The organism is Amycolatopsis sp. CB00013 (assembly GCF_001905755.1).
GTDB classification, from domain to species: Bacteria; Actinomycetota; Actinomycetes; order Mycobacteriales; family Pseudonocardiaceae; genus Amycolatopsis; species Amycolatopsis japonica.
This window is the reverse complement of sequence record NZ_LIWC01000006.1, coordinates 593,628-620,175: the sequence shown is the minus strand read 5'-3', so window position 1 is coordinate 620,175 and position 26,548 is coordinate 593,628. Positions and strand designations below refer to the sequence as shown.

The following is a 26,548-nucleotide window of genomic DNA, read 5'->3' as shown; positions in this document are numbered from 1 at the left end:
TGGGAAGGCCGATGCGGTGAGCGGAGGTTCTGCGTCGATGAGCGGCAGTTCGTACTTTGCCGCAGGCGATCAGCGGTCCGGTCGTCAGACGATTACCGTCAGTGCTCCCGGGACGCTGAAGAACTCCACCCTCTTCCGCTGGCCGACGAGGTCGCCGTCCACCTGGAAGTTTACCGGTTCAGCAGCGTCTATGCGGATCATCGGCAGGTCATCGTGACGAAGGAGACGTCGCCCGCGTTGGTCGCTCTTCGTGAGCAATGCCTGCCGTACATGCTTGAACACGGTGGGCAATCCCAGACCGCTCAACGCGAAAAGGCCCAGTCCGGTGTCGAACGAGCTGTCCGGGTTCAGGTGGACGGGACGGTCGCCCAGGTAGCTCCACGGATCGGTGTTCGACACGAAAGCGGTCAGCACTTCGGTGGGCTCTTCACCCGGGATGCGGACCGTGAGGGGCGGACGACCGAGCGGAGGCCGCAGATGCGACGCCACCGCGGCCCTCAGATAGAGCCCCGCGGTGGTCTGCTTGCCCCGGCGCTTGGCCACGCGGCCGACGACGTCGGCGTCCCAGCCCAGGCCGGCGTTGAAGGTGAACCAGTGGCCGTCGGCGATCCCGAGGCCGACTGTGCGGCTTCGGTCGTTCTCGATGGCGTTGAGGAGCTGATGGGTCGCTTCGACGGGATCGTGCGCGATCCCCAGCGCGCGGGCGAAGACGTTCGCCGAACCGCCCGGTACGACACCGAGCATGGGGACGTCGCCGACCTTCGCCGGATCGCCGTCGGCGTCCGCGAGGAGACCGTTGACCACCTCGTTGACCGTGCCGTCGCCGCCGTGGGCGACCACCAGGTCGATCCCGTCGCGGGCGGCGGACCGCGCCACGGCCATCGCGTGGCCGCGGTAGTCGGTCTCCACCACGTCGAGTTTGACTTGGCTGGCCAGTGCGTGCGCCAGCACGTCACGGCCACCGGCGGTGGTCGAGGTGGCCTGGGGATTCACGACGAGGATGGCACGCACATACCGCAGGGTAAGTGACTTCGGCCCGAAGAGGGGAGCGTCAGGTGACGCGAAGCTCAGTGGCCGGTGCGTCCTCGAAGCAGCACCTTGTGACCCTGTGGCGGGCGTTCCTCCTCATCGCCGGCGGCTCTCGCGCGTCGTGACAAGTGCACCCGGGCCGACCGCCCGCTCATCGACGACACCGCCAATTCTTCCCCTGCGGCGGCGAGGGGAAACCGGCCGACCGGGTGGCATACGATCGAAAGTGCTCACGTACGGTGACCCGCCCTGGTGGAGCACCGTGTCCGGAAGCCTGGAAGGCTGTTTCGCCGTGTCCATCGCCGACAAGCTCTCGCCCGCGCCCCGTGAAGTCCGCCTCGCCGGCGCCGTCACCGCGCTGCCGGGGCTCGCCCTGATCGTGTTCGCGATCCTGCTCCTGGTCAACGGCCGGGCCGGACCCGAGAACCTCCTGGCCGAAGTCGCCTACTACCTCGTCCTCGCCGCCGGGACGCTGGCCTGCGCGGCCGGGCTGATGATGGGGAAGACGTGGGCGAGGTCGCCCGGCGTGGTCGTCGCGCTGATCCTGGTGGGCGTCGGCTGGTACGGCGCGGGGCCGTCCGGGCAGCCGTTGTGGGGTGTGCCGCTGGGGCTGGTCGGCGTCGCCGTCATCGTGCTGCTGTTCCGCCGCCCTTCGCGCGCGTGGGCGCTCGGGATGCAGGAGGGCGAGACCGAGGAAGAGGCCGCCGAGCGGGACGGTGCCGCGGGCCGTGCGGCGCGTCGTGAACGCGAGGAACGCGACTCCTGACGCCGCACTCGCGTGATCGAGGCCGTACCTTCGAGTGCGGCCTCCAGACACGCGAGTTACGTGTCTGATCACGCGAGTCACGCCTTGGCTAGACCTGGGCGGCGAGTGCCTTCAGGGGTTCGTCGGTGAGGCGGTCGACGGTCCATTCGTCCATCGGCACCGCGCCGAGCGACTTGTAGAACCCCTGTGCCGGGTTCCAGTTGAGCACCGACCACTCCAGACGGGCGTAGCCGCGCTCGACGCAGACCGCCGCGAGGGTGGCCAGGAGCGCCTTGCCGAGGCCGGAGCCGCGCTGCTCGGGGCGGACGTAGAGGTCCTCCAGGTAGATGCCGTGCACACCGCGCCAGGTGGAGAAGTTGAGGAACCAGAGCGCGTAGCCGACGATCTCGCCGTCGACCTCGGCGACGTGCCCGAACAGGCCCGGCGCCTCGCCGAACAGCGCGACGCGCAGCTGCTCGGGCGTGAGGTGGCATTCGTCCGGGGCGCGTTCGAACTCGGCGAGGTCGTAGACGAGCTGGACGACGGCGTCCACGTCTTCTTCGCGGATACGCCGGATGCGGTCGTCCATTTCAGTCCTCTGTGGTGGGGAGCAGGTTGAGGTGTTCGATCTGCGGCTCGCCGCGTTCGTCGCCGAGCACCGCGACACCGGCCGGGTCGAGTCCGAAGTGGACACCCGCCGTCGACGGGAGACCGATCCAGCGCGCGACCAGGACGCGGCTGAAATGTCCGTGGCCGACCAGGATCACGTCACCCCTGCCGAGCGGCTCGCGGATCCGGTCGATCAGCTTGTCCGCGCGGGAGTTGACGTCTTCCGCGCTTTCGCCGCCGGGGATCGGGTGTGACCAGACCGTCCATCCGGGGACGGTCTCGCGGATCACCGGGGTCGTGACGCCCTCGTAGTCGCCGTAGTCCCATTCGGACAGCTCTTCGGTGACCTCGTCGACGCGCAGTCCGGCCAGCTCGGCCGTGCGCAGCGCCCGGGTGCGGGGGCTGGAGAGGACGAGCGCCGGGCTGCCGCCGAGTACCGCGCGCAGGGTGCCGCCGGCCGCGCGGGCCTGCCCCTCGCCGGCTGCCGTGAGCGGGATGTCGGTGCGTCCGGTGTGCCGTCCGTTGACGGACCACTCCGTCTGACCGTGCCGGAGGAGGAAGAGCCGATGTGCCACGTTGCGAATATAGCCTGCCGTCCGGTTATGCTACTGGTGAGTAACATGGTGAGGAGACCGTGATGGCGCAGAATCCGACCTACGCGATGTGGAACCGGCTGGCGGGCAAGCCGGTCGGCAAACAGCTGTTCTCGGCGGCGATGTGCCTGCGTGTGCCGTACTTCCGGACGGTGCTCCCGTCGGTGCGCGAGCTGCGTCCCGGCCGGTGCGAGGTGACGTCCCCGAAGTGGTGGGGTGTTTACAACCACATCAAGACCTTTCACGCGATCGCGGCCTGCAACCTCGCGGAAATCGCGATGGGCATGCTCGCCGAGGCGACCGTGCCGACGACGCATCGGTGGCTGCCGAAGGGCATGACGGTCGCGTACGTCGCGAAGGCCGAGACGAGTCTGCGCGCCGTCGCCGAGCTTCCGGAGTTGCCGGAATTCGGCGACGAGGGCTTCGAACTCCCCGTGCCGGTGACGATCACGGACACGAACGGGAAACCCGTCGTGACCGCGACCATCACCATCTGGGTGACCAAGAAGAAGTAAGACTCAGGCGTTTCGTCCTCTGAATGCGGTCCTTGCGCGTGCAACTACCGCATTCAGAGGACGAAACGCGGGTGGTCAGAGGGGTTTGAACTGCACGTAGGTCGACAGCTTGAAGGTGTTCTTCCCGCTCGCCGACGGGAGGCCGAGCACCTCGTCGGCCGCTCGCTTCAGCGGGCCGCAGCCGGTGGTGCCCGGCAGGGCGAGCCGCGAGTCCACGACGCCGAACTTCACCGTCTTCGGGTTCTGCGAGATCACCTCGAAGGGGACGGCGGGATCGTCCTTGACCACCGAGTGCAGCGGCGCGTCGAGGGTGCCGATCGTGCATTCCTTGGGCAGCAAGGGATGCCGCAGGGCGGCGTAGATGTCCAGCTCGCCGCGGCGCTCGTCGTTCGACAGGAAGTCGGAGTAGCCGCCGTACTTCAGTTGCAGGGTCGCGCCGAAAGCGCCGCGGATCCGGGCCGGAGCGTGCCGCAGTTCGCCGAACACCTGCGCGAACTTCCCGTCCACTCTGCCTTCGGAGAACGTCAGCCGCATCTCCCCGAGCGGGATCTCCCGGTCGCCGATGGTCAGGGTTCCTTGGGAGACAAAGGCTTCGCAACGCCAGGTGCCGGGGTCGGCGTTGGCGGGCGGAGCGGGGCAGGCGGAGAAGTCGAAGTTCGGCAACTCCGCAGCGGAGGCGTGGCCGGGGAAGGCGAAGAGGGCGGCTGCGGACAGTGCGGCCGCGGTCGCGGCGAGAAGGCGCTTCATGACTCGAAAGAGTGGTCTGAGCCGGTCCGAGCCACATCGGGGAAGCCACCCAAGGGACCCCTGAATCGCCACGTTCGAGTGAAAATAAACGGTGTTTACCCAGCTGACGCGAATCTGCTTCGGATTCGCTCTTGAAGGCGGCTCGAACAGCGGGCGATCATCGGCCCATGTCCCCACTGTCGCGCCGCAAGTTCCTCGGGTACACCGCGCTCAACTCCGCCGCCGCCCTCGGGCTGACCACGATTTCCACCGCGCAGGCCGAAGAAGTGTCCCCGGGCTTCTCGACGGCCGTGGTGATCGGCACCGGCTACGGCGCCGCGGTCACCGCCCTCCGCCTCGGCGAGGCCGGGATTCCCACGGTCATGCTCGAAATGGGCAAACTGTGGGCCGATCCCGGGCCGGACGGCAAGGTCTTCTGCGACATGCTCCGGCCGGACCGGCGCGCCGCGTGGTTCAAGAACCGCACGCAGGCCCCGCTCGCGTCGTTCCTCTGGATGGACCTGGCGAACCGGGACATCGGGCGGTATCCCGGCGTCCTCGACAGGGTGAGCCACGGCGACATGTCCGTCTACGTCGGACGCGGCGTCGGCGGCGGTTCGCTCGTCAACGGCGCGATGGCCGTGACGCCGAGGCGGTCGTACTTCCAGGAGATCCTGCCCGCCGTCGACGCGGACGAGATGTACGGGACGTACTTCCCCCGGGCCAACCGGACCCTCGGCGTGAACCACATCGATCCGAGCTGGTTCGAAACCTGCCGTTCCTATCGCTACGCGAGGGTGTCCCGGAAGGCCGCGACGCGCGCGGGACTCAAGACGGTGTTCGTACCCAGCGTTTACGACTTCGAGTACATGAAACGGGAAGAAGCGGGCAAGGTGCCGAGGTCGGCGCTCGCCTCCGAGGTCATCTACGGCAACAACCACGGCAAACGGTCCCTCGACAAGACCTACCTCGCGGCCGCGCTGGGCACCGGGAAGGTGACCATCAAGACGCTGCACGAGGTCCGCGGGATCACCCGGCAGACCGACGGCACCTATGTCCTCACCGTGCACGAGACCTCCGAAGACGGCGCGATCGTGGCGAGGAAACAACTCGGCGCGAAATACCTGTTCCTCGGCGCCGGCAGCCTCGGTTCGACGGAACTGCTCGTGCGGGCACGGGAAACCGGGACGCTGCCGGGACTGAACGACGCGGTCGGGCGCGGCTGGGGCACCAACGGCAACGTGATGCTGGGCCGCGCCAACCACGCGTGGGATCTCGGCGGATCGCTGCAGTCGGGAATGCCCGCGCTCGGCATCGACGCGTGGGACGACCCGGTCAACCCGGTCTTCGCCGAGGTCGCGCCGGTGCCCGCCGGGGTCGAGACCTGGCTGAGCCTGTACCTGGCGATCACGAAGAACCCCGAACGCGGCCACTTCACCTACGACCCCGCGAGCGACTCCGCGCGTCTCCACTGGCGCGCTTCGCAGGGGAAACCGTCGATCGACGCGGCGAAGTCGTTGTTCGACAAGGTCAACCGGGCGAATCGCACGATCTACCGCAGTGACCTGTTCGGGGATACGCGGTCGTTCGAGAACCGGTTCACCTATCACCCGTTGGGCGGTCTGGTGCTGGGTGAGGCCACCGACCTGTACGGCCGGGTGAAGGGCTACCCGAACCTCTACGTGACCGACGGATCGCTGATCCCGGGCAGCACCGGGGTGAACCCCTTCGTCACGATCACCGCGCTGGCGGAACGGAACGTGGAACGGGTGCTGGCCGAGGACGTGGCGCGCTGACTCAGTTCGCGGACCGCAACTTCTCGTAGTACGCCACACAGTCGTCGTACCGCGGCAGCAGTCCCTGCTCCAGGGCTTCTTTCAGCAGGGGCGCCACGGTGTCCTTTTCGGACACGACGGGTTCGATGTCCTGAGGCCAGGGCAGTGCGAGATCGGCGTCCAGCGGGTTGACGCCGTGCTCGCCCGCCGGGGCGTACGGCTCGGAGCAGAGGTACGCCATGACCGTTTCGTCTTCGAGAGCCATGAAGGCGTGGCCCAGGCCTTCGGCGATGTAGACCGCTTTGTAGTCGGTGCCGTCGAGCAGAACGGACGTCCATTCCCCGAAAGTGGGCGAGCCGACCCGGAGGTCGACGATGACGTCCAGCAGCGAACCGCTCGGGCAGAACACGTATTTCGCCTGCCCGGGCGGGGTGTCGGCGAAATGCACGCCACGGATGGCGCCGCGGCGCGAGACGCTGGCGTTGGTCTGCCCGAGACGAAGCCGGTGCCCGACCGCTTCGACGAACGCTTCTTCCTGGTACGGCGCCACGAACAGGCCGCGGTGATCGGGGAAAGCCCGTGGGGTGAACTCGAAACAGTCGGGGATGCTGAGGCGCCTGGCTTGCATGTCCCCATGCTAACGAGCGCTTCCCAAACCGGATGGACGTCTTGCGAAACCTCTTTTGAGCTGCGGAAACCCGGGGCCGTTTGTGACATCAACCGCACCAGAGGGGCACACTGGTCCGCACGCCTGTCACAATGATCTGACCGCTGCGTCCGCGGCCGTCGCCACACCCACGGCACCGATGGCCGATTGGACGCTTCGCCGACAGGCCGGCGCTACCGCGCTGGGCTGCCGTGTCGGAGGACGAGTTACCCCAGGTGGCCGGGCCATGCCCAGTTGGCCTGCTCACCGGCCAGTTCCCCCGCTCGCAGTCCCAGGAGAATTCCAATGACCTTCGCTCGAATCGAGACTTCGCCGTCCTTAGACACGGCGGAAGCAATGACGGGAACCACCACGATGACCACGCCAGTGACGGACACCGAGATCTTCGAGGGGCACGAGGGCGGCAAGCTCTCCGTGGCCGCCACGCGACCGATCTCCTCGCCGCGTGACCTTTCGGTCGCGTACACGCCTGGCGTGGCGAAGGTGAGCCGGGCGATCGCCGAGGACGCGGCCAAGGCGAAGCGGTACACGTGGGCGGACAGGCTGGTCGTGGTGGTCAGCGACGGTACGGCGGTGCTCGGCCTCGGTGACATCGGCGCGAGCGCTTCGCTGCCGGTCATGGAGGGCAAGTCGGTCCTGTTCAAGACCTTCGGCGGGCTCGACTCGATCCCGCTGGTGCTCGACACCACCGACGTCGACGAGATCATCGAGACCCTGGTCCGGCTGCGCCCGTCGTTCGGCGCGGTGAACCTGGAGGACATCTCGGCGCCGCGCTGCTTCGAGCTGGAGGACCGCCTCAAGGAGGCCCTCGACTGCCCGGTCATGCACGACGATCAGCACGGGACGGCGATCGTCACGCTGGCGGCGCTGCGCGGGGCGAACCAGGTCCTCGGCAAGGACATCGCCGGCCAGCGCGTGGTCGTCTCGGGAGCGGGCGCGGCGGGTGTGGCCTGCGCCAGGATCCTGCAGAACGCCGGCGTCGCCGACGTCACCGTGCTCGACTCGCGCGGCATCATCCACGAGGGTCGTGAGGGCCTGAACCCGATCAAGCGGAAGCTCGCCGAGACCACGAACACGGCCGGCCTGCGCGGCGGCCTCGGCGAGGCGCTGAAGGGCGCCGACGTCTTCCTCGGCCTGTCCGGGGCGACCATCGACGAGACCCTGCTGGCCGGGATGGCCGACGACGCGATCGTGTTCGCGCTGTCCAACCCCGACCCGGAGGTCCACCCGGTCGCGGCGTCGCGGTACGCCAAGATCGTGGCGACCGGGCGCAGCGACTTCCCGAACCAGATCAACAACGTGCTGGCGTTCCCCGGTGTCTTCCGCGGCGCGCTGGACTCCGGTGCGCGGGCGATCACGGAGAACATGAAGCTGGCGGCGGCCGACGCGATCTTCGCCGTCGCGCAGGACGACCTCGGCCCGGACCGGATCGTCCCGAGCCCGCTGGACCCGCGTGTCGCGCCTGAGGTGGCCGCCGCGGTCGCGAAGGCCGCTGAGGCCGACGGCGTGGTGTGACGGTCCCTTTCACGCTCGCTCGAGTGCTAGGAACGGTCCTTTCCTTGCGAAATTCGCAAGAAAAGGACCGTTCCTAGCATCTGGGGGTTGACACGCTCAGGCGAGCAGCTCCGCCAGCCGGTGCCGCGGCAGATCGATCAGCCGCGCGTCCGTCAGTTCCGGCGGTACGTCCAGCGAGACGTTCGCCAGCCGCGCGTGCGCCCTGGTCAGCAGTTCGTCCTGGTGCTCGACGGCGTCGGCGACGACGATGGCGTGCCGGTTGTCCGGGGTGCTCCGCAGCAACCGCAGCTTGTACTTCGCCCCGACCAGCCGGTTGAGCGCGCCCTGCGCCTCGGCGTTCGTCAGATCGGGATGCGAGTTCGGGACCAGCAGCGCCAGCCGTCGCGCGTTGGTGCCCAGCAGGGTCCGCAGCAGCCACGGGCCGGGGTCGGCCGAGAGGTCCATCGCGACCGCGTCGCCTTCCGGCCCGGAAACGGACCAGTCGACCGGCCGCGACTCCAGTGCCAGGCCGCCTTCGGTGGCGATCTCGTGCAGCTTGTCCAGCAATGACGGCTTGGCCGCGCCTGCGGACTCCACCGACTGCGGACCGTGCGTGTAGATCGCGGCCTTTCCCTTGCCGCCGCGGTTCTTCTTCGACTTCGCGGTCGGCTGGCAGACGTAGAGGTCCGCCGCGCTCCCGATCGCCTGAGCGCCGAAGTACCGGTTGAAGTCCGGCAGGATCGCTTCGAAGGTCAGCCCGAGCGTCGCGAGCGCCCGCTGCACCTGCGCGCCCAGCGCGGGGTGGCGTGGGCTGTAGCCGTAGGCGAGCAGCAGCCGTCCGTCCGAGGGTTCGGCGAGCGCCTGCACCCCGCGTGCCGCGAACAGGCCCATTCCTTCGGGGGTGTAAGGCGGATCACTGAACACGAGGTCCATCCGCCCGGTCACCGAGGGCGGCAGGCCGACGCGCAGATCCGTGTGCAGCGTCCGGATGGAGCGCTCACTGAGTTCGTCGATGTAGGAGAGCACGCGGTCGTCGAGATCGACGACGGTGAGGTCCGCGTCCGGCCGCAACGCGCGCACGGCCAGCGAGGTGAGGTCGTGGTCGCCCAGGAACAGCAGCTTCGCCGTGTCGAGGTCGTACCGCTCGTCCAGCCACAGCGCCCGGTTCAGCACCGTCTCCGGCGTCGCCTGCACGTGATCGAGCGCGGCCAGCGGCGCGGGCACGTTCTCGACGTAGCTGGTGATGGTCTTCAGCAGGTCGGGATCGGATTTCCGGTCCCGTGCCCCGAAGCGCGCGTACTTCTCCCTGGCGGCGGGGGCCAGCCGCAAGCGGGACTCGTTCCGCTCCAAGTCGTCGCCGAGTGCGTTCAGGACGTCTTCGACACTCCGGCGTGGCGCGGTGCTGACGCGGACCAGTTCGCCGAGGTCACGCCAATCCGTCCGGAGCAGGGAAATCACCTGATGGAGCGGTCGCACGTGGACACCGTGCGCCGCGAGGACGTCATCGACGGAAAGACTCACGGCCCGCAGCCTAGTGAACCGATCCCTGGGACACCGTGCCAACAGGGCCGATGTGGGCTACGGTTTTTCGACCAGACATGGGGAGAGACACGTGACTATCGAGTTCCGTGGCGTGACGAAGCGGTATCCGGACGGGACGGTCGCGGTCGACGACCTGAACCTCACCGTGGAGGACGGCACCATCACCGTCTTCGTCGGGCCGTCCGGCTGCGGCAAGACCACGTCGCTGCGGATGATCAACCGGATGGTCGAGCCGACTTCGGGCACGGTGCTGCTCGACGGCAAGGACGTCAGCGACGGCGACCCGGCACTGCTGCGCCGCGGCATCGGTTACGTCATCCAGCACGCCGGCCTCTTTCCACACAGGACGGTGCTGGACAACGTCGCCACCGTGCCGCTGCTGTCCGGCTGGGACAAGGGCAAGGCGCGCAAGCGCGCGGCGGAACTGCTCGAGACCGTCGGCCTGCCGTCGGAACTCGGCAAGCGGTACCCCGCCCAGCTTTCCGGCGGCCAGCAGCAGCGCGTCGGGGTCGCGCGGGCGCTCGCGGCGGATTCGCCGGTGCTGCTGATGGACGAGCCGTTCTCCGCGGTCGACCCGATCGTCCGCGAGGAACTGCAGGACGAACTGCTGCGCCTGCAGTCGCAGCTGGGCAAGACGATCGTGTTCGTCACCCACGACATCGACGAAGCCGTGCGGCTCGGCGACAAGATCGCGGTGCTCCGCGTCGGCGGGGTGCTCGCGCAGTACGGAACGCCTTCGGAGGTGCTGCGGCATCCCGTCGACGACTTCGTCGCGTCGTTCGTGGGCAAGGATCGCGGCTACCGCGGGCTTTCCTTCCTTTCCGCGGAAGGGATCGTCGTCGAAGAGGTCAAGCGGGTCGAGGTCGGCAAGCCCGCCCCCGGTCCGTCCGACGACTGGCAGGTCGCGGTCAACGCCGAAGGCCAGCCGCGCGGCTGGCTGCGTCCAGGGTCCACTGTGGACGGAGAGCTCGCGGAGACCGATCTCGTCGCCGGTGGTTCGCTGTACCTCCAGGGTTCGCCGATCCGGGGCGCGCTCGACGCGGCGCTCTCGTCGCCCGCGAGCCTCGGTGTCGTGGTGGACGCCGACCAGAAGGTCCTCGGCGTGGTCAGAGCCCAGCAAGTCCTCGAAGTGATCGAAGCGCCGTCGCTGAGTTCCTGATGGGGGACTTCTTCGCGGAGCTCGGCCGCTACCTGGGCAGCGCCAACAACAGGTCGCAGTTCTTCGGCGACCTGCTCGACCACATCTATCTTTCACTGGTCCCGCTGGTGCTGGGCCTGGTGATCGCGGTGCTGGCGGGCTGGCTCGGGCACCGGTTCCGGTCCTTGTGCTCCGTACTGCTCGTCCTGTCGAACCTGCTGTACACGATCCCGTCGCTCGCCTTGTTCGTGGTGATCCCGGGCATCATCGGTTCGAAGATCCTCGACAGCGTCAACGTCATCGTGGCGCTCACCGTCTATACCGCAGCCCTCCTGGTGCGCCCGGTGCTGGACGCGCTCGACGCCGTCCCGCCGCACGTCGTCGCCGCGGCCACGGCGATCGGCTACAAACCCGCGCGCCGTTTCCTCACCGTGGAGCTGCCGCTTTCGGTGCCGGTGCTCGCGGCGGGCGTCCGGGTGGCCTCGGTCAGCAACATCAGCCTGGTCAGCGTCGGCGCGCTGATCGGCACCGGCGGGCTCGGCGTGCTGTTCACCGACGGCTTCCAGCGCGAGTACTTCTCGCCGATCGTCGTCGGGATCGTCGCGACGCTGCTGCTCGCGCTGATCGTCGACCTGATCCTGGTCCGGCTGCGCGATCTCCTCACACCCTGGGACCGGGTGGCGACCACGGCGGGGGCGAAATGATCGGCGACGTGCTGAACTGGTTCGGCGACCCGGCCCACTGGCAGGGCCCGGACGGTGTCCCGGCCCGGCTGCTGCAGCATCTCGGCTACACGGCGCTGGCGCTGGTCTTCGCGCTGATCATCGCGATCCCGCTCGGCCTCTACGTCGGGCACACCGGTCGCGGCGCGGTGCTGCTGGTGAGTGGCGGCAACGCGATCCGCGCGCTGCCGACGCTGGGGCTGGTGACCTTCCTGTTCCTGCTCTTCACCGAAAGCGAGCTCTCGACGATCATCGGCCTCGTGGTGCTCGCCATCCCGCCGATCCTCGCCGGGACGTACGCGGGCCTGCAGGCGACCGACCACGGCGTCGTCGACGCGGCGCAGGGCATCGGAATGACCGGCTGGCAACGGTTGTGGAAGGTGGAGGTGCCCATCTCGCTGCCGCTGGTGCTCGGCGGGGTGCGGAATTCGGTGCTGCAACTGGTGGCGACGGCCGCCGTGGCGGCGTACGTCGGGCTCGGCGGGCTCGGCCGGTTCCTGCTCGACGGACTGGCCATTTTGGACTATCCGCAGGTGGTCGCGGGCGCGCTGCTGACGACGTTGCTCGCCGTCGTGCTGGACCTCGCGCTGGCGGGTGTCCAGCGACTGCTGGTGCCCAAGGGAGTCCGGCTGGCACAGGCCGCGAGCGGGAAGAAGGCGAAGGTATGAGGCGGCGGGTGGCGGCATTGTTCGCCGGGATCGCTTTGCTGACGGCGAGTTGCGGCAACCCGCTCGCCGGCGGGGCCGAGGGCGGCGCGACCGGCGACATCATCATCGGCGCGTCCGACGTCGGGGAAAGTCTTCTGCTGGCCCAGATCTACGCGGGCGCGCTGCGCAACGCGGGCGCGGAGAACGTGACCGTGCGCCCGCCGGTCGGCAGCCGCGAGGTCGTCGTCAAGGCACTGCAGGACAAATCGCTCTCGGTGGTGCCGGACTACAGCGGGAACCTGTTGCGCTACTTCGACAAGGACACGCAGGCGACCACGCCGCAGGACGTCTACGCGCAGCTGAAACAGAAGTTGCCGTCGGGATACGAAGTCCTCGAACAGGCGCCCGCTGAGGACAAGGACCTCCTGGTGGTGCGCAAGGAACTCGCCGATTCCGGGATCCGGACATTCTCCGATCTCGGCAAGCGGTGCAAGGAGTTCGTGTTCGGCGGCCCGGGGCAGTGGAGCAGCCGCTGGAAGGACAAGATCAAGGCGCTCTACGGCTGCGAGTTCGCCGAGATCCGCACGACCGACACCGGCGGCCCGGTCACGGTCGCCGCGCTGAAATCCGGCGACATCCAGGTCGCCGACCTGTTCAGCACGTCGTCGTCGATCGCCGCCAACGGATTCGTGCCGCTGGTGGACGACAAGAACATGTTCCCCGCGCAGAACATCGTGCCGTTCGTGGCGAAGGGGACGTTGTCACCGAAGGAGGTCGACGCGCTGAACCGGGTTTCGGCGGCGCTCACGACCGACCAGCTGACCGAGCTGAACGTCCAGTTCAGCGAGGAGAAGCGCAACCCGCTCGACGTCGCCGAGGAGTTCCTGCGCCGGAACAACCTCCTGGCGCCGTCCTGACCCCCGGCATTTCGTCCTCTGAATGCGGTCCTTGCGCGTGCGACTACCGCATTCAGAGGACGAAACGCGGGAGGGGCTAGAGGCGGTCGAACGCGGGTGAGTAGCGGAACTCGCCCTTGAGGTCCGGCGTGTACGCCCGAAGGGTGCGGACCTGGAAATGCGGTGCCCATTCCGCGACCGGTGGCGTGATCCCGTGCTGTGCGGCGAGCACGAAACCGAAGCGGGAGTAGTAGTTCGGGTCGCCCAGCAGCACCACCGCGCCGTAGCCGAGCGCGTCCGCCGCGCCGAGCACGGCGTGCACGAGCGCGGAGCCGACGCCGGAGGCGTGGTACTCGGGCAGGACGCCGAGCGGGCCGAGGCCGACCGTCGACTTCTCGTCGCCGCCGAGCTTCGACGGGCTGCAACAGACGTGCCCGACGACCTTCCCGTCGCGTTCGGCCACGATGGACAGTGCGCCGATCAGGTCGCCGTCCTCCCGTAGCTCGTCGACGAGTTTCGCCTCGACCACCGGGACACTGAGTTTCGCGAACGCGGCCAGATGCACGGCGTGGATCGCCTCGCGGTCGGCCGGGATTTCCTGTCGGAGCAGCATGCGCCCGAGTGTGCTCCATCCGAAGGTAGGATGGAAATCGTTTTCCGCCCGCCGACGTCACGACTTTAGTAGGCGGCCATCCGTGTGTACTTCCCCGTGCGTGAAACGCCGGGAGGGCGGGAAAACGACCACCAGATGTGCGGATCCCCAATTCTTCGTGGGCCGTACGGGCGCAAAACGCGACTAAAGGCGGGGGCTGAACGGTGCCCGAGCTGCGCCGACGCGGTGCCCATTACTACCGGGATGTCCGTAATGCAAGGTCTTCCTTGGGGTGAAAACGCGACTTAGTCTCAGCCTGCGCTCCTAAGTGGAACGCGGTTCACCTCTGATTCACCCCAACGATCCGGCGGGCTTCTTCATGCCCGTGGGTCGACCCTGCCTGGGAGGAATATCTTGAACAATTCCCTGGGAACCTTGAAGAGACGACTGCCCGCCTTCGGTGTGGCCGCGGCCGTCGCGGTGCTGACCGCGCTCGGCGGCACCACCGTCGCGTCGGCGGCGGAAGGTTCGATCGTCAACGCCGGCAGCGCCAAGGCGATCAAGGACAGCTACATCGTCGTGCTGAAGGACGGCTCGTCGGTCGAAGCCACCGCGAAGAGCGTGACCCAGCGCCACGGCGGCACGGTCGAGAAGACCTTCGCGTCTTCCGTCCGCGGTTTCTCCGGTGCGCTGACCGAAAAGCAGGCGAAGCGCGTCGCCGCCGACCCCGCCGTCGCGTACGTGGAGCAGAACCAGACCGTCTCGATCTCGACGGACCAGCTGAACCCGCCGTCGTGGGGCCTGGACCGGGTCGACCAGCAGAGCCTTCCGCTGGACCAGAAGTACAGCTACAGCACCACGGCGTCGAACGTCACCGCGTACGTCGTCGACACCGGCATCCTCACCACGCACCCCGACTTCGGCGGGCGCGCGACCCACGGCCGTGACACCGTCGACAACGACAACGACGCCACGGACTGCCAGGGCCACGGCACCCACGTCGCCGGCACCATCGGCGGTACCGCGCACGGTCTGGCCAAGGGCGTCAAGCTCGTCGCCGTCCGCGTGCTGAACTGCTCCGGTTCCGGCACGACCGCCGGCGTCATCGCCGGTGTCGACTGGGTGACCGCCAACGCCGTCAAGCCCGCCGTCGCGAACATGAGCCTCGGTGGCGGCGCTTCGACGACCCTCGACCAGGCCGTGCAGCGGTCGATCGCGTCGGGTGTCACCTACGGTGTCGCGGCCGGTAACGACTACGGCGCCAACGCGTGCAACAGCTCCCCGGCCCGTACGCCCGAGGCGATCACCGTCGGTTCGACCACCAACACCGACGCCCGGTCCGACTTCTCCAACATCGGCACCTGCCTCGACATCTTCGCGCCGGGCAGCGGCATCACGTCGACCTGGCTGAACAACGGCACCAACACCATCAGCGGCACCTCGATGGCGACCCCGCACGTCGTGGGCGCGGCGGCCCTGTACGCCTCCGCCAACCCGTCGGCGACGCCCGCTCAGGTCCGCGACGCGCTGGTCAACGCCGGCGTCAAGGGCAAGGTGACCAACCCGGGCACCGGTTCGCCGAACGTGCTGCTCAACACCGGCAGCGGCGGTGGCCCCGGCCCCGAGCCGACCCCCTGTGGCACGCAGACCAACAGCGGCGTCGTCGCCATCCCCGACGCCGGTGCCGCGGTGACCAGCACGATCACGGTCGCCAACTGCGCCCGCAACGCTTCGGGCACCACCAAGGTCGCGGTGAACATCACGCACACCTACGTCGGTGACCTGGTCATCGACCTGGTCGCGCCCGATGGCACCTCGTACCGCCTGAAGGGTTCGAGCGGCGACTCGTCCGACAACATCAACACCACCTACACCGTGAACGCCTCGGCCGAGGCCGCGAACGGCGCGTGGAAGCTGAAGGTTCAGGACGTGTACCGGATCGACACCGGCTCGCTCAACAGCTGGTCGTTGACCGTCTGATCCACCCCTGGAGTACGTGAAGGCCCCCTTCCTCCTGCTGGGAAGGGGGCCTTCCCGTATCCGGAGGGTGATTCGGCGCCCAGTTGCGGCATTCGTCCACTAAGGACCGTCGTGAGGCTTTAACCTCTCCGCATGCAGCCCGGACCGCCCTACCAGCAGGGACCTCAGCAGCCGTATCCACCGCAGGGATACCCCGGCTACCCGCAGCCCGGATACGGGCCGCCGCCGAAGAAGTCGAACACCGGACTGATCGTCGGGCTCATCCTCGGCGCGGTGGTGCTGCTCGGCGGTGGCGGGGTCGCGGCCTTCCTGCTGCTGTCCGACTCCGGCTCGTCGTCGACCGCTTCACCGACCTCGTCCAAGAAGAGCGGCCCGCCGGACAAGTACTCCTCGATGCCCGGCTGCGAAAAGATCGGCAGCAAGGTGCGGAACCTGCCGCCGCTCGAAACGCCGAAGGGCGAGGAACCGGCGAGCACGTCGAACGACGAGATCACCTACACGCGTTCGTCCTGCTCCTGGCGTGAACCGAACGCGCCGTCGGCGACCGTCTCGATGTACCTGTCGAAGTCGAAGGAGCCGGGTTCGGGCGCGGGCGAGGCGTGGGCCAAGGCCGGGGTCGAGAACGCCGTGACCGACGGCGGCGTCCTCATCCCCACCATGGCGAAGTCCACCAAAGCCGTGCACACCAAGCTCGATTCGCCGAGCCAGTGCCAGATCAAGTTCTACCAGGGCAACGTCGAGGGCGAGATCATCGTGACCGGCCCGAACCCGTCCGGGACGGTCAACCAGACGGTGTGCAAGGAGAACGCCCTGAAGATGGCCAGGGCGACCTCCGAGGCGATCGGTTAACCGACCTCGGTGACCTGGACCTGCCCGCTCGGCCCGTCGCCGAACGGGTTCTCCCAGCCGTGCCACTCCGCGGCGAGGACGTAGAGCGAACGCCCGTCCTCGCCGCCGAGCACGCAGGAGAAGCAGCCACGGTCGGCTTCGACCTTCTGCAGCACTTCGCCTCCTTCGCGGACGCGGACGCAGTGCTTGCTCGCGACGTCCGCGTACCAAACGGCTCCTTCGGCGTCCAGGCAGATGCCGTCCGGGTGATCGCCGCCGAGTTCGGCCCACACCCGCCTGCCGGACAGCGAACCGTCCTCGGCGATGTCGAACGCGGTGAGCCGGTTGCCGTACGACTCGGCGACGATCAGCGTCCCGCCGTCGGGTGTGACGACCATGCCGTTGCCGAACAGGATCCCGTCGGCGACCTGGCGTACCTCGCCGTCCGGGGTGACGACGGCGATGACGCCGGGCGACTGGAAGTCGTTCGTGCCGTTGACGAAGGCGTTTCCGCGGCCGTCGACGGCGACCTCGTTCCACAGGGCGGCGATGCCGCTCAGATCGGCGTAGCGGCTCAGGTCGGCGTTCAGCAGGCGCGCGTTCGGGCCGTCGACGATGAGGAGGCGGCCGTCGGGCAGCCAGTCGAACGTGAGCGGCATCGCGGACGGCACGTTCGCGACGACTTCGCTTTCGCCGCCGGGCGTGACGGCGAGGATCTCGCCGTCGCCCCAGTTCGCCAGCCAGAGACGGCCGTCGTGCCAGCGGGCGGATTCGGGGAGCTTGAGGCCGTCGAGCAGGGTGTTCATGGTGTCTCCTTCGGTCGTTTGCCCCCTACACGAACGGGACCCGCCGTTTTCGACACCCGGATGCCGTGAAGGCCTCCTTCCCTACCTTGAGAGTAGGGAAGGAGGCCTTCACGGACGTTCAGGCGATCAGTCGAACGCCCGCGCGATCAGCGCCTTCTGCTCGACCTCGTGCACCTTGGACGAACCGGCCGACGGGGCGGCCATCGGACGACGCGACACGACATCCAGGTTGGAGAACACCTCCGGGAGCTTCCGGGGCAGGTTCAGGCCGAAGAACGGCCACGCGCCCTGGTTCTCCGGCTCCTCCTGGACCCAGACCGCGGGAGCGCCGTTGTAGCGCTCCAGCGCCGCCAGCAGCTTCTTCTTCGGCAGCGGGTAGTACTGCTCGACGCGCACGATCGCGACGTCGTTCGCCTCGCGCTTCGTGCGCTCGGCCACCAGCTCCCAGTACAGCTTGCCCGACGTCAGCAGGACCTTGCGGACCTTCGACGGGTCGACGACGGCGTCGTCGATGACCGACATGAACTTCGTCTGCCCGGTGAAGTCCTCGACCGCCGAGGTCGCCGCCTTGTTGCGCAGCATCGACTTCGGGGTGAAGGTGATCAGCGGCCGGTTCACCCCGTCGAGGGCGTGGCGGCGGAGCAGGTGGAAGTAGTTCGCCGGGGTCGACGGCACAGCGACGGTCATCGAGCCCTCCGCACACAGCGAGAGGAAGCGCTCGATGCGGCCGGAGGTGTGGTCCGGGCCCTGGCCTTCGTGGCCGTGCGGCAGCAGCAGCACGACGTCGGAGAGCTGGCCCCACTTGGCCTCGCCGGAGGAGATGTACTCGTCGATGACGGTCTGCGCCCCGTTGACGAAGTCACCGAACTGCGCTTCCCACATGACCAGCGCTTCGGAGTTGGCCACGGAGTAGCCGTATTCGAAGCCGACCGCCGCGTACTCGGACAGCGCCGAGTCGTAGATCATCACGCGGCCCTGGTTCTCGGCGAGGCTGGCCAGCGGCGAGTACTCCTGGCCGGTCTTGCGGTCGATCAGCACCGAGTGGCGCTGGGTGAAGGTGCCGCGGCGGGAGTCCTGGCCGGACAGCCGCACGAGGCGGCCTTCCATGGCCAGCGAACCGAAGGCGAGCAGCTCACCGAACGCCCAGTCGATGCCGCCTTCGCGGGACATCTTGTGACGGCGCTCCATGACCGGCTTGACCCGCGGGTGCGGGGTGAAGCCCTCGGGCACGTTGAGGAACGCGTCGCCGATGTGCTCGATGACCTCGGTGGTCGTCGCGGTGGGCACCTTGGCCGGGACCTGCTGCTCCTCCTCGACCGAGGGGCTGGCCTTCGCCGGGTGCTTCTCCAGCTCGCGGACCTCGTTGAACACGTGCTCCAGCTGGCTGGAGAAGTCGCGCAACGCGGCTTCGGCCTCTTCGACGGAGATGTCGCCGCGGCCGATGAGCGATTCGGTGTAGGTCTTCCGGACCGAACGCTTCGTGTCGATGATGTCGTACATCGCCGGCTGCGTCATCGAGGGGTCGTCGCCCTCGTTGTGGCCGCGGCGGCGGTAGCAGATCAGGTCGATCACGACGTCCTTGTGGAACGCCTGGCGGTAGTCGACGGCCAGCTTGGCCACCCAGTGCGCGGCCTCGGGGTCGTCACCGTTCACGTGGAAGATCGGCGAGCCGATCATCTTCGCGACGTCGGTGGCGTACTGGCTCGAACGCGAGTGCTCGGGCGCGGTGGTGAAGCCGACCTGGTTGTTGACGATGACGTGCACGGTGCCGCCGGTGCGGTAGCCGCGCAGCAGCGCCAGGTTCAGGGTCTCGGCCACGACACCCTGGCCCGCGAAGGCCGCGTCGCCGTGCATGAGGACCGGGAGGACGGTGAAGCCCTCGCCACCCTTGTCGAGGATGTCCTGCTTCGCGCGGACGATGCCCTCGAGGACCGGGTCGACGGTCTCCAGGTGCGACGGGTTCGCGGTCAGCGACACCTTGGTCTCGCCGTCGCCGAACATGCGGAAGTACTTGCCCTCGGCGCCGAGGTGGTACTTCACGTCACCGGAACCGTGCGCCTGGCCCGGGTCGAGGTTGCCCTCGAACTCCTGGAAGATCTGCGCGATCGGCTTGCCGACGATGTTCGCGAGCACGTTCAGGCGGCCGCGGTGCGGCATGCCGATGACGACCTCGTCGAGTTCGTGCTCGGCGGCCTTGTCCAGCAGCGTGTCCAGCAGCGGGATCGCCGTCTCGCCGCCTTCGAGGGAGAACCGCTTCTGGCCGACGTACTTGGTCTGCAGGAAGGTCTCGAACGCCTCGGCGGCGTTGAGCTTCGAGAGCACGTACTTCTGGACCGCGGGGTCCGGCTTCTCGTGCGGGATCTCGACGCGGTCCTGGATCCAGCGGCGCTCCTCGGGGTCGAGGATGTGCGTGTACTCGATGCCGACGGTGCGGCAGTAGGAGTTGCGCAGCACGCCGAGGATGTCGCGCAGCTTCATCCGCTCCTGGCCGGCGAAGCCGCCGACCGGGAACTCGCGGTCCAGGTCCCACAGGGTCAGGCCGTGGGAGAGGACGTCGAGGTCGGCGTGGCTGCGCTGCCGGTAGTTCAGCGGGTCGGTGTCGGCCATCAGGTGACCGCGCATGCGGAAGGCGTCGATCAGCTCGATGACGCGCGCGGTCTTGTCGACCGGGCCGTCCGGGATGTCGGCGACCCAGCGGATCGGCTCGTACGGCAGGCGCAGGCTGGTGAAGACGTCGTCGTAGAAGCCGTCCTCGCCGAGCAGCAGCTCGTGGATGCGCTTGAGGAACTCGCCCGACTCCGCGCCCTGGATGATGCGGTGGTCATACGTCGAGGTCAGCGTCATGATCTTCGAGACGCCGAGGTCGACCAGCGCCTTCTCGCTGGTGCCCTCGAAATGCGCCGGGTACTGCATGGCGCCGACGCCGATGATCGCGCCCTGGCCGGCCTGCAGACGCGGCACCGAGTGGTTGGTGCCGATGCCGCCGGGGTTGGTCAGCGAGATCGTGGTGCCGGCGAAGTCGTCGGCGGTCAGCTTGCCGTTGCGGGCCTTCTTGACGATCTCCTCGTAGGCCTGCCAGAACTGCATGAAGGTCATGTTCTCGGTGGCCTTGATGGAGGCCACGACGAGCGTGCGGGAGCCTTCCTTGCCCTTCATGTCGATCGCGAGACCGAAGTTCACGTGCTCCGGCGTGATCGCGAACGGCTTCCCGTCGATCAGCTGGTAGTGCCGGTTCATGTTCGGGAAGTTCTTCAGCGCCCGGACCATCGCGTAGCCGATGAGGTGCGTGAAGGAGATCTTGCCGCCGCGCGTGCGCTTGAGGTGGTTGTTGATGACGATGCGGTTGTCGGCCATCAGCTTCGCCGGGACGGCGCGCACACTCGTGGCCGTCGGCACGGACAGCGAGGCGTCCATGTTCTTCGCGATCGCCGCCGCGGCGCCACGGAGCTGCTTCGACTCCGCCTCGGCGTCCTTCTCGGCCGGCTTGGCGGGGGCCTTCTCCGCCGCCTTGGGCGCCGCCGCCTTCGGGGCGGGCTTCGCCTCGGTCTTCGGGGCGGCCTTCGCCGGGGCTGTCTGCTTCGCGGTGGGCTCGGTCTTCGGGGCAGGCTTCGTGGCCTGGCCGTTGGAGGCCGCGCTCTCCTTGGCGGGAGCCGCGGGGGCCGGGCGTGCGCCTTCAGCCTTGGTCTTCGCGTCCTGCGTTGGCTTGAAATCCGCGAAGAAGTCGTGCCAGGCGGCATCGACTGAGCTGGGGTCGGCGAGGAACTGGTCGTACATTTCCTCGACCAGCCACTCGTTGGGGCCGAATTGTGACGCAGGGCTGCTGCTGGACACGGCTTGGACTCGCCTCTATCCGTCTCGAGATCTTGAACACCGCTGATGCGCCTACCAGGCTAACCCCCTCGGTCGCAGCCGTGTGATGGAACTGGCCTGTGTGAGGCGTGGCGCACTAGGTCATGGGTCACTGTCTCGATCAAGAGACCGAAAATAGCCCACTCGCCGCCCTCACCTGCCGCCGGTCGGGGGAGCAGGGGACCTTTGCTGCCACTTTCACCGTCCGTGCAGGTCAGGTCACTGTTTGGTCGGTAAAGGTTGGCTGGGTCGTCGTGCCCGGACAGCCTGGAGTTCACGTCGGGGCGCTTCGCTGGGTGGAGGATGCGGCCGGTGTCGTGCCGGCCGCCGATCCCCGCGAGGTGGTGGCGGCCCATGTGGCTGGACGAGTGCCCGTCGTTCTGGGACGAGGGGCGCGTGCGCCCGCTGGTCACCGAGTCCGGCAAAGTCGTGTTGATGTGCGACTCGTGCTCGGCGGTCTGGCCGACGCTCGCCGACTTCAAGGAGATGGAGCACGTCGAGCCCGACGAGCCGGACTGGACGGTGGCGGCAGGCGTGCACGTCCGGCCGGGGACCGTCCGGTGGGCTTCGGTCCAGGACCTGGAGGTCGCCGGGATGGGCGGCCTGAAGTGGCGGCCTTAGCCGGGGTACGGACGCTCCGCGGGTAGCAGCGCTTCGGCGTCTTCGACGCGGTTCGCCGCGACCAGGGCGCCGACCTCGCGCATGACCGGGGTGACGTCGGTGACCGCGGTGATCCATTTGTCGACATAGCGATCGACGGCCTCGCCGCTCAGTCCCATCTGGAGCGAACGGTGCTTCAGGGGGCCGAGCCGGATGCTGCGTTCCGGATCCCACTGGATGCGGACCGGGCTGGTCTTGACCTCGTTCTGCCACGTCTTCCGGTCGGGATGGACGTCCGCGTCGTAGTGGCTGAGCGCCGCGTGTTCGAGCGCCCAGGCGAAACCCTCGCGAGTGATGTCGAGGGCGAGTACGCGCTCTTGGCCGGGCTTCGCGGCCCAGCCGCAGCGGTACGCCATCCAGAGGAAGGACGGCTTGATCCAGGTCATGCGTTCGCGTTTGAACGGCGGCACGAAAGTGCCGGCCTTCAGCGCGGCGTCGGCGATGGCCGGGGCGTACGCCTGATAGACGCGGATCGTGGTTTCGGTGTACAGGGCGCGGATCTGGCGCGCCGGGATCTCTTCTTTCATTTCCCGGTCAGCGTGACAGGTGCCGGGGACGTGCGCGACCGAAATTCCCTTGCCCATCGGGTCATGCTGAACGCATGGCATTGCTGCGCAAGGGATCGCGACGAATCGTGGTCGATGACACCGCTTACCGGTGGATCGTCCGGCGTAAGCCCACTTATGCACAGGAAGGCGGATTCTTCCTTTCGTACGGGGTGGAACTCGAGGACGCGCGGGGTGCCGTGCTGGTGGTCCGGACCGAGCACGCGCATCCGTTGAATTACCTGGGGGTGCCGTCGAAGGCGGTGCTGCCTTCGGACGTCGAACGCGCGATCCGGCAGGCGCTGGCGCGGGGGTGGGAGCCGGAGACGCCGGGGGCGCAGTTCCAGCTCGACCTCGCGGCTGGGTGAGGGGGAACGGCGTCGTGAGTGGCGTTCGACGTGCTTGAAGGCGTGACACGCGTGATTGGACGGACGACACGACCGCGGCACGGTCAGCCGAGGGACCAAAGGCGTGCGTAGTGGCCGCCCGCGGCGACGAGTTCCGCGTGCGTGCCCTGTTCGATGATCCGGCCGTGGTCCAGCACCACGATCCGGTCCGCTTTGGCGGCGGTGGCGAGACGGTGCGCGACCACGAACGTCGTGCGGCGGCGCGCGAGTTGTTCGGTCGCGCGCAGGACGGCGGCTTCGGTGGACGGGTCGAGTGCCGCGGTCGCCTCGTCGAGCAGGAGGACGTCCGGGTCCACGAGTTCGGCGCGGGCGAGGGCGACGAGTTGCCGTTGCCCGGCCGAAAGGGACCGTCCGCGTTCACCGACGGGCTGGTGGAAACCGGCAGGGAGCGCGGCGACACCGTCGAGCGCGCCGACGGACCGGACGGCCTCCTCGACCTCCGCGTCCGTCGCGGAAGGCCTGCCGTAGCGCACATTGTCCGCGACGGTTCCCGAGAACAGATGCGCTTCCTGCGGTACCACGCCCATTCGCGTGCGCAGGGCGGCGAGGTCGTACTCGCGGATGTCGGTCCCGTCGATCCGGACCACGCCGCCGGTCGCGTCGTAGAACCGCGCGACGAGCTTCACCGCCGTCGACTTCCCGGCGCCCGTCGCGCCGACCAGTGCGACGGTCTCGCCGGGCGCGACGTCCAGTGAGAGCTGTGAGAGGGCGGGTTCGTCCGTTGCGGTGTAAGCGAAATCGACGTCCTTGAAGGAGACCTCGCCGCGCAGGCGCTCCGGCATGGCGACCGGGTTCTCCGCCTGCGGAACGGAAGTCGGTGTGCGCAGGAGATCGCCGATCCGCGTCAGGCCGACCCGCGCCTGCTGGTAGCCGTCGAACACCGAGGACAGTTGCTGGATCGGCGAGAAGAACTGCCCCAGGTACAACAGGAACGCCACCAGCACACCGGCCGACAACGTACCCGCCGCCACCCGGTTCGCGCCGACGATCAGCACGACGACCTCGGCCAGCCCGGAAAGCATTGCCGCGAAAGGGAAGTACGTCGCGACAAGACGCTGGGCGCGAAGCCGCGAACGCCGGTATTCGTCGCTTCGGGACGCGAACTTCTCGGCCGTGCGCTCCTCGCGCGTGTACGCCTGCGCGACCCGCAGCCCGTTCACGTTCTCCTGCATGTCCGCGTTGACGACACTGACCCGTTCCCGGGCTTCGGTGTACGCCTTGGACGACGCGCGGCGGAAGATCACGGTCGCCACGACGAGGATCGGCAGCACCGCGAGCGCGTACGCGGCCAAGCCGAGGTCGGTGATCATCAACGCCGCCGCGATCCCGACCAGCGTCAGCGCGCTCACCACCGCCTGCGCGACACCGGTCTGCAGGAACGTCGAGAGCGCGTCGACGTCGGTGGTCATCCGGGTCATGATCTTCCCGGACAGCTCGCGTTCGTAGAAGTCGAGCCCGAGCCGCTGCAGATGGGCGTAACTGCGCACGCGCAGCGAATACAGCACCGTCTCGCCGACCCGCGCCGTCATCTTCGTCTGGAGGTACACCACCAGCCAGTCGGTGAGGATCACCAGCGCGCCGATCCCGGCGGCCAGCCAGATCACCGCCTCCGCGCCGGCGCGCACCCCGTTGTCGATGCCGTGCTGATACAGCGCGGGCATCGCGATGGTGGCCAGCGCGTCCGCCGCGACCAGCCCGATCACCAAGGCGAGCGGGCCGCGCACCGGTTTCAGCAGGCGGCCGAGGCGGAACTTCGGTTCGGGCGCGGTGACGTCCGTGCCCGGCAACCGCGGGACATCCGTGGCGGGCGGCAGTTTCCGGACGCCTTCGATGAGCTCCTGGCTCGGCGGCAGGTCGACGTCCCATTCGCCGCCCGAGCCCTTCCGCTCGCCGGCCAGCTCGTCGGCCTTGTCCTGCTCCGGCCACAGCGCGGGGGTGATCCCGGCGGGCCCGCAGTCGAGACCCTCGCAGCGATGCGGCTCCTCGACGTCGTCGCCCGGACCCGCGACGAGTTCGCGGAACAGCGGGCAGCGGGCGAGCAGTTCCTCCTCGGTGCCGACGTCGACGACGCGGCCCTTGTCGAGCACGGCGATCCGGTCGGCGAGGGCGAGGGTGGAACGGCGGTGCGCGATCAGCAGGGTCGTCCGGCTCGCGGTGACCGAACGCAGCGTGTCGTGGATCGCCGCCTCGGTGACCGTGTCGATGGCGGAGGTCGCGTCGTCGAGGACCAGCACGCGCGGATCGGTCATCAGCGCCCTGGCGAGGCCGAGCCGTTGCCGCTGACCGCCCGACAACGTGAGCCCGCGCTCGCCGACGAGCGTGTCGTAGCCGTCGGGGAGGCGCTGGATGAACTCGTCCGCCTCCGCCGCCCGTGCGGCCGCGCGGATCTCTTCGTCGCTCGCGTCCGGCCTGCCGTAGGCGATGTTGTCGCGTACCGACGACGAGAAGAGGAACGCCTCTTCGAAGACCACGCCGATCGCACCGCGCAGATCGTGCTGCCGGACGTCGCGGACGTCGAGGTCGCCGACCTGGACCGAGCCGCTGTGCACGTCGTAGAACCGGGGCAGCAGCAAGGAGATCGTCGATTTGCCCGAACCGGCCGTGCCGACCAGCGCGAGTGTTTCGCCCGGCCGCGCCTCCAGGGTGAGACCGTCGAGCACGGGATCCGACCGCGTGTAGCCGAAGGCGACGTCCTCCAGCCGGACACCGAGCGGGCCGTCGGGCAACGGCCGCGCGTCCGGGCTGTCGACGACGTCGGGCTGCGCGTCGATGAGTTCGTTGACCCGTTCCGCGCCCGCCCTGGTCAGCTGGGCCTGCACGACGAGGCTGGAGATCATCCGGGCCGGGCCGATCAGGATGGACAGATAGGTCGCGAACGCCAGGAAGGTGCCGAGGCTGACCTCGCCCTTCAACGCCAGGACGCCGCCGACCGCCAGCACCGCGACCTGTCCCGCGGCGGGGAGCGCCGCCGTCGTGGCCGTCGGCAAGGACGAGAGCCGGGCTGCGCGCATGCGTTCCGCGAAGAGCTTCTTCGCCGTCTTCTCCAGCTTCGCGACTTCGCGCGCTTCCTGACCGAAGCCCTTCACGACGCGTACGCCGGTGACGGTCTCCTCGACCTGCTGCGCGACGTCGGCCGCGCGCTGCTGGGCCGCCCAGGTCGCGGGGAAGAGCCGTTTCCGGCTCACCGCCATGATGATCGCGATCGCCGGGGCGACCACCATCGCGATCAGGGTCAGCGTCGGCGACATCCACAGCATCGCGCCGAGCGACAGCAACGCGAAGATCACCGAACCCGCCGAAAGCGGTACCTGCATCAGGACCGACGTGACCAGCTGCAGATCCGAGATCGCGCGCGAGGCGACCTGGCCGGTGCGCAACGCGTCCTGCTTGCCGCCGTCGAGCCGCGAGACCGCGCCGAACACCTGGCGGCGCAGGTCGTGCTGGACGTCGAGGGCCAGCCGCCCGCCGACGTACCGGCGGGCGAACGCGTTGCCGAAGGTCAGCACCTGAAGCACCGCCATCACGGTGGCGAGCAGGCCGAGGCGGGAGGTGTCGCCCGCGACGGCGTCGTCCAGCGCCTCGCGGATCAGCAGCGGACCGGCGGCCTGGAGCCCGACGCCGATGATCGCCGCACCCAGCGAGAGCACGACGAGCCACGGATGTTTCCAGCACGAAGCGGCCAGACGGCGGATCCAGCCTCCGGCGGGTGCGGGGGTGGTCTCACGAGCCGGACTGGCTTGACGCGGACGAGGTGGAGCAGTAGTCACCCCGCAAGCCTAGGCG

General features: G+C 68.6%; 23 protein-coding genes. 12 read left to right on the top strand and 11 right to left on the bottom strand.

All coding sequences use genetic code 11. The annotated features are described in order from the left end of the window. Window positions 1-84 precede the first annotated feature (84 nt). Window positions 85-1,011: a diacylglycerol/lipid kinase family protein gene (locus AMK34_RS36485; protein WP_073848369.1), complete on the bottom strand. Its 927-nt coding sequence runs from the start codon at window positions 1,009-1,011 to the stop codon at window positions 85-87. A gap of 244 nt (window positions 1,012-1,255) precedes the next feature. Between AMK34_RS36485 and AMK34_RS36480 the strand changes: the two genes are divergently transcribed. Continuing rightward, window positions 1,256-1,795, top strand: coding sequence for a hypothetical protein (locus AMK34_RS36480; protein ID WP_038508662.1), 540 nt, complete (start codon window positions 1,256-1,258; stop codon window positions 1,793-1,795). A gap of 88 nt (window positions 1,796-1,883) precedes the next feature. Here AMK34_RS36480 and AMK34_RS36475 read toward each other — a convergent pair whose 3' ends face one another. Together AMK34_RS36475 and AMK34_RS36470 are read right to left on the bottom strand one after the other, a co-directional pair. After that, a complete protein-coding gene (locus tag AMK34_RS36475) occupies window positions 1,884-2,363 on the bottom strand; it encodes a GNAT family N-acetyltransferase (RefSeq protein ID WP_037341065.1) in 480 nt (159 codons plus the stop codon). A gap of 1 nt (window position 2,364) precedes the next feature. Continuing rightward, the gene (locus AMK34_RS36470) at window positions 2,365-2,958 is read right to left on the bottom strand and encodes an acid phosphatase (RefSeq protein ID WP_073848368.1); all 594 of its coding nucleotides are present in this window, start codon (window positions 2,956-2,958) and stop codon (window positions 2,365-2,367) included. A gap of 62 nt (window positions 2,959-3,020) precedes the next feature. Here AMK34_RS36470 and AMK34_RS36465 point away from each other — a divergent pair, with 62 nt between their 5' ends. After that, window positions 3,021-3,491 carry a hotdog fold domain-containing protein gene (locus tag AMK34_RS36465; protein ID WP_037341070.1) on the top strand — a complete coding sequence of 157 codons (471 nt, stop codon included), beginning with the start codon at window positions 3,021-3,023 and terminating at the stop codon, window positions 3,489-3,491. A 75-nt stretch (window positions 3,492-3,566) separates the two neighbouring features. Here the strand turns inward: AMK34_RS36465 and AMK34_RS36460 are convergent, their stop codons facing one another. Next, a complete protein-coding gene (locus AMK34_RS36460) occupies window positions 3,567-4,238 on the bottom strand; it encodes a hypothetical protein (RefSeq protein WP_073848367.1) in 672 nt (223 codons plus the stop codon). 167 nt (window positions 4,239-4,405) lie between these two features. Here AMK34_RS36460 and AMK34_RS36455 point away from each other — a divergent pair, with 167 nt between their 5' ends. Beyond that, window positions 4,406-6,013, top strand: coding sequence for a GMC oxidoreductase (locus AMK34_RS36455; RefSeq protein ID WP_073848366.1), 1,608 nt, complete (start codon window positions 4,406-4,408; stop codon window positions 6,011-6,013). 1 nt (window position 6,014) lies between these two features. Here AMK34_RS36455 and AMK34_RS36450 read toward each other — a convergent pair whose 3' ends face one another. Further along, on the bottom strand, window positions 6,015-6,620 hold the full coding sequence (locus AMK34_RS36450; RefSeq protein WP_038508670.1) for a dTDP-4-dehydrorhamnose 3,5-epimerase family protein: 606 nt from the start codon (window positions 6,618-6,620) through the stop codon (window positions 6,015-6,017). Window positions 6,621-7,013: 393 nt separating this feature from the next. Between AMK34_RS36450 and AMK34_RS36445 the strand changes: the two genes are divergently transcribed. Continuing rightward, on the top strand, window positions 7,014-8,174 hold the full coding sequence (locus AMK34_RS36445) for an NAD(P)-dependent malic enzyme (RefSeq protein WP_228694861.1): 1,161 nt from the start codon (window positions 7,014-7,016) through the stop codon (window positions 8,172-8,174). 96 nt (window positions 8,175-8,270) lie between these two features. On the opposite strand, the gene AMK34_RS36440 is transcribed toward AMK34_RS36445, so the two are convergent. Beyond that, on the bottom strand, window positions 8,271-9,674 hold the full coding sequence (locus AMK34_RS36440) for a bis-aminopropyl spermidine synthase family protein (RefSeq protein WP_073848365.1): 1,404 nt from the start codon (window positions 9,672-9,674) through the stop codon (window positions 8,271-8,273). Window positions 9,675-9,765: 91 nt separating this feature from the next. Here AMK34_RS36440 and AMK34_RS36435 point away from each other — a divergent pair, with 91 nt between their 5' ends. From AMK34_RS36435 to AMK34_RS36420, 4 genes are read left to right on the top strand one after another with little or no spacing between them, the layout of a single operon-like run. After that, entirely contained in the window at window positions 9,766-10,854 is a 1,089-nt protein-coding gene (locus AMK34_RS36435) for an ABC transporter ATP-binding protein (RefSeq protein ID WP_038508676.1), read from the top strand. Further along, on the top strand, window positions 10,854-11,537 hold the full coding sequence (locus AMK34_RS36430) for an ABC transporter permease (protein ID WP_073848364.1): 684 nt from the start codon (window positions 10,854-10,856) through the stop codon (window positions 11,535-11,537). The genes AMK34_RS36435 and AMK34_RS36430 overlap by 1 nt, the downstream gene beginning before the upstream one ends. After that, window positions 11,534-12,223 carry an ABC transporter permease gene (locus AMK34_RS36425; RefSeq protein ID WP_038508680.1) on the top strand — a complete coding sequence of 230 codons (690 nt, stop codon included), beginning with the start codon at window positions 11,534-11,536 and terminating at the stop codon, window positions 12,221-12,223. The genes AMK34_RS36430 and AMK34_RS36425 overlap by 4 nt, the downstream gene beginning before the upstream one ends. Then, a complete protein-coding gene (locus AMK34_RS36420) occupies window positions 12,220-13,119 on the top strand; it encodes an ABC transporter substrate-binding protein (RefSeq protein ID WP_038508682.1) in 900 nt (299 codons plus the stop codon). Before AMK34_RS36425 ends, AMK34_RS36420 begins: the two co-directional genes overlap by 4 nt. Window positions 13,120-13,195: 76 nt before the next feature. On the opposite strand, the gene AMK34_RS36415 is transcribed toward AMK34_RS36420, so the two are convergent. After that, the gene (locus AMK34_RS36415; RefSeq protein ID WP_037341096.1) at window positions 13,196-13,711 is read right to left on the bottom strand and encodes a GNAT family N-acetyltransferase; all 516 of its coding nucleotides are present in this window, start codon (window positions 13,709-13,711) and stop codon (window positions 13,196-13,198) included. 393 nt (window positions 13,712-14,104) lie between these two features. Between AMK34_RS36415 and AMK34_RS36410 the strand changes: the two genes are divergently transcribed. Continuing rightward, entirely contained in the window at window positions 14,105-15,670 is a 1,566-nt protein-coding gene (locus AMK34_RS36410; protein WP_073848363.1) for a S8 family peptidase, read from the top strand. A gap of 132 nt (window positions 15,671-15,802) precedes the next feature. Continuing rightward, window positions 15,803-16,519, top strand: coding sequence for a hypothetical protein (locus AMK34_RS36405; protein WP_038508686.1), 717 nt, complete (start codon window positions 15,803-15,805; stop codon window positions 16,517-16,519). Here AMK34_RS36405 and AMK34_RS36400 read toward each other — a convergent pair. After that, complete coding sequence (locus AMK34_RS36400; RefSeq protein ID WP_073848362.1) at window positions 16,516-17,304, bottom strand: SMP-30/gluconolactonase/LRE family protein; 789 nt, start codon at window positions 17,302-17,304, stop codon at window positions 16,516-16,518. The two genes, AMK34_RS36405 and AMK34_RS36400, sit on opposite strands and share 4 nt — an antisense overlap. A gap of 126 nt (window positions 17,305-17,430) precedes the next feature. Then, entirely contained in the window at window positions 17,431-21,135 is a 3,705-nt protein-coding gene (locus AMK34_RS36395) for a multifunctional oxoglutarate decarboxylase/oxoglutarate dehydrogenase thiamine pyrophosphate-binding subunit/dihydrolipoyllysine-residue succinyltransferase subunit (RefSeq protein WP_073848361.1), read from the bottom strand. 372 nt (window positions 21,136-21,507) lie between these two features. Between AMK34_RS36395 and AMK34_RS36390 the strand changes: the two genes are divergently transcribed. Next, entirely contained in the window at window positions 21,508-21,774 is a 267-nt protein-coding gene (locus AMK34_RS36390) for a hypothetical protein (RefSeq protein WP_037341106.1), read from the top strand. Here the strand turns inward: AMK34_RS36390 and AMK34_RS36385 are convergent. Further along, window positions 21,771-22,340: a DUF4291 domain-containing protein gene (locus AMK34_RS36385; protein ID WP_073848428.1), complete on the bottom strand. Its 570-nt coding sequence runs from the start codon at window positions 22,338-22,340 to the stop codon at window positions 21,771-21,773. The genes AMK34_RS36390 and AMK34_RS36385 overlap by 4 nt on opposite strands. A gap of 74 nt (window positions 22,341-22,414) precedes the next feature. Here AMK34_RS36385 and AMK34_RS36380 point away from each other — a divergent pair, with 74 nt between their 5' ends. Continuing rightward, the gene (locus tag AMK34_RS36380) at window positions 22,415-22,726 is read left to right on the top strand and encodes a hypothetical protein (protein ID WP_038508694.1); all 312 of its coding nucleotides are present in this window, start codon (window positions 22,415-22,417) and stop codon (window positions 22,724-22,726) included. 83 nt (window positions 22,727-22,809) lie between these two features. Here the strand turns inward: AMK34_RS36380 and AMK34_RS36375 are convergent, their stop codons facing one another. Beyond that, window positions 22,810-26,532 (bottom strand): ABC transporter ATP-binding protein, encoded by a 3,723-nt coding sequence (locus AMK34_RS36375; RefSeq protein WP_443111219.1) that lies wholly within the window; start codon window positions 26,530-26,532, stop codon window positions 22,810-22,812. Between the last annotated feature and the right edge of the window lie 16 nt (window positions 26,533-26,548).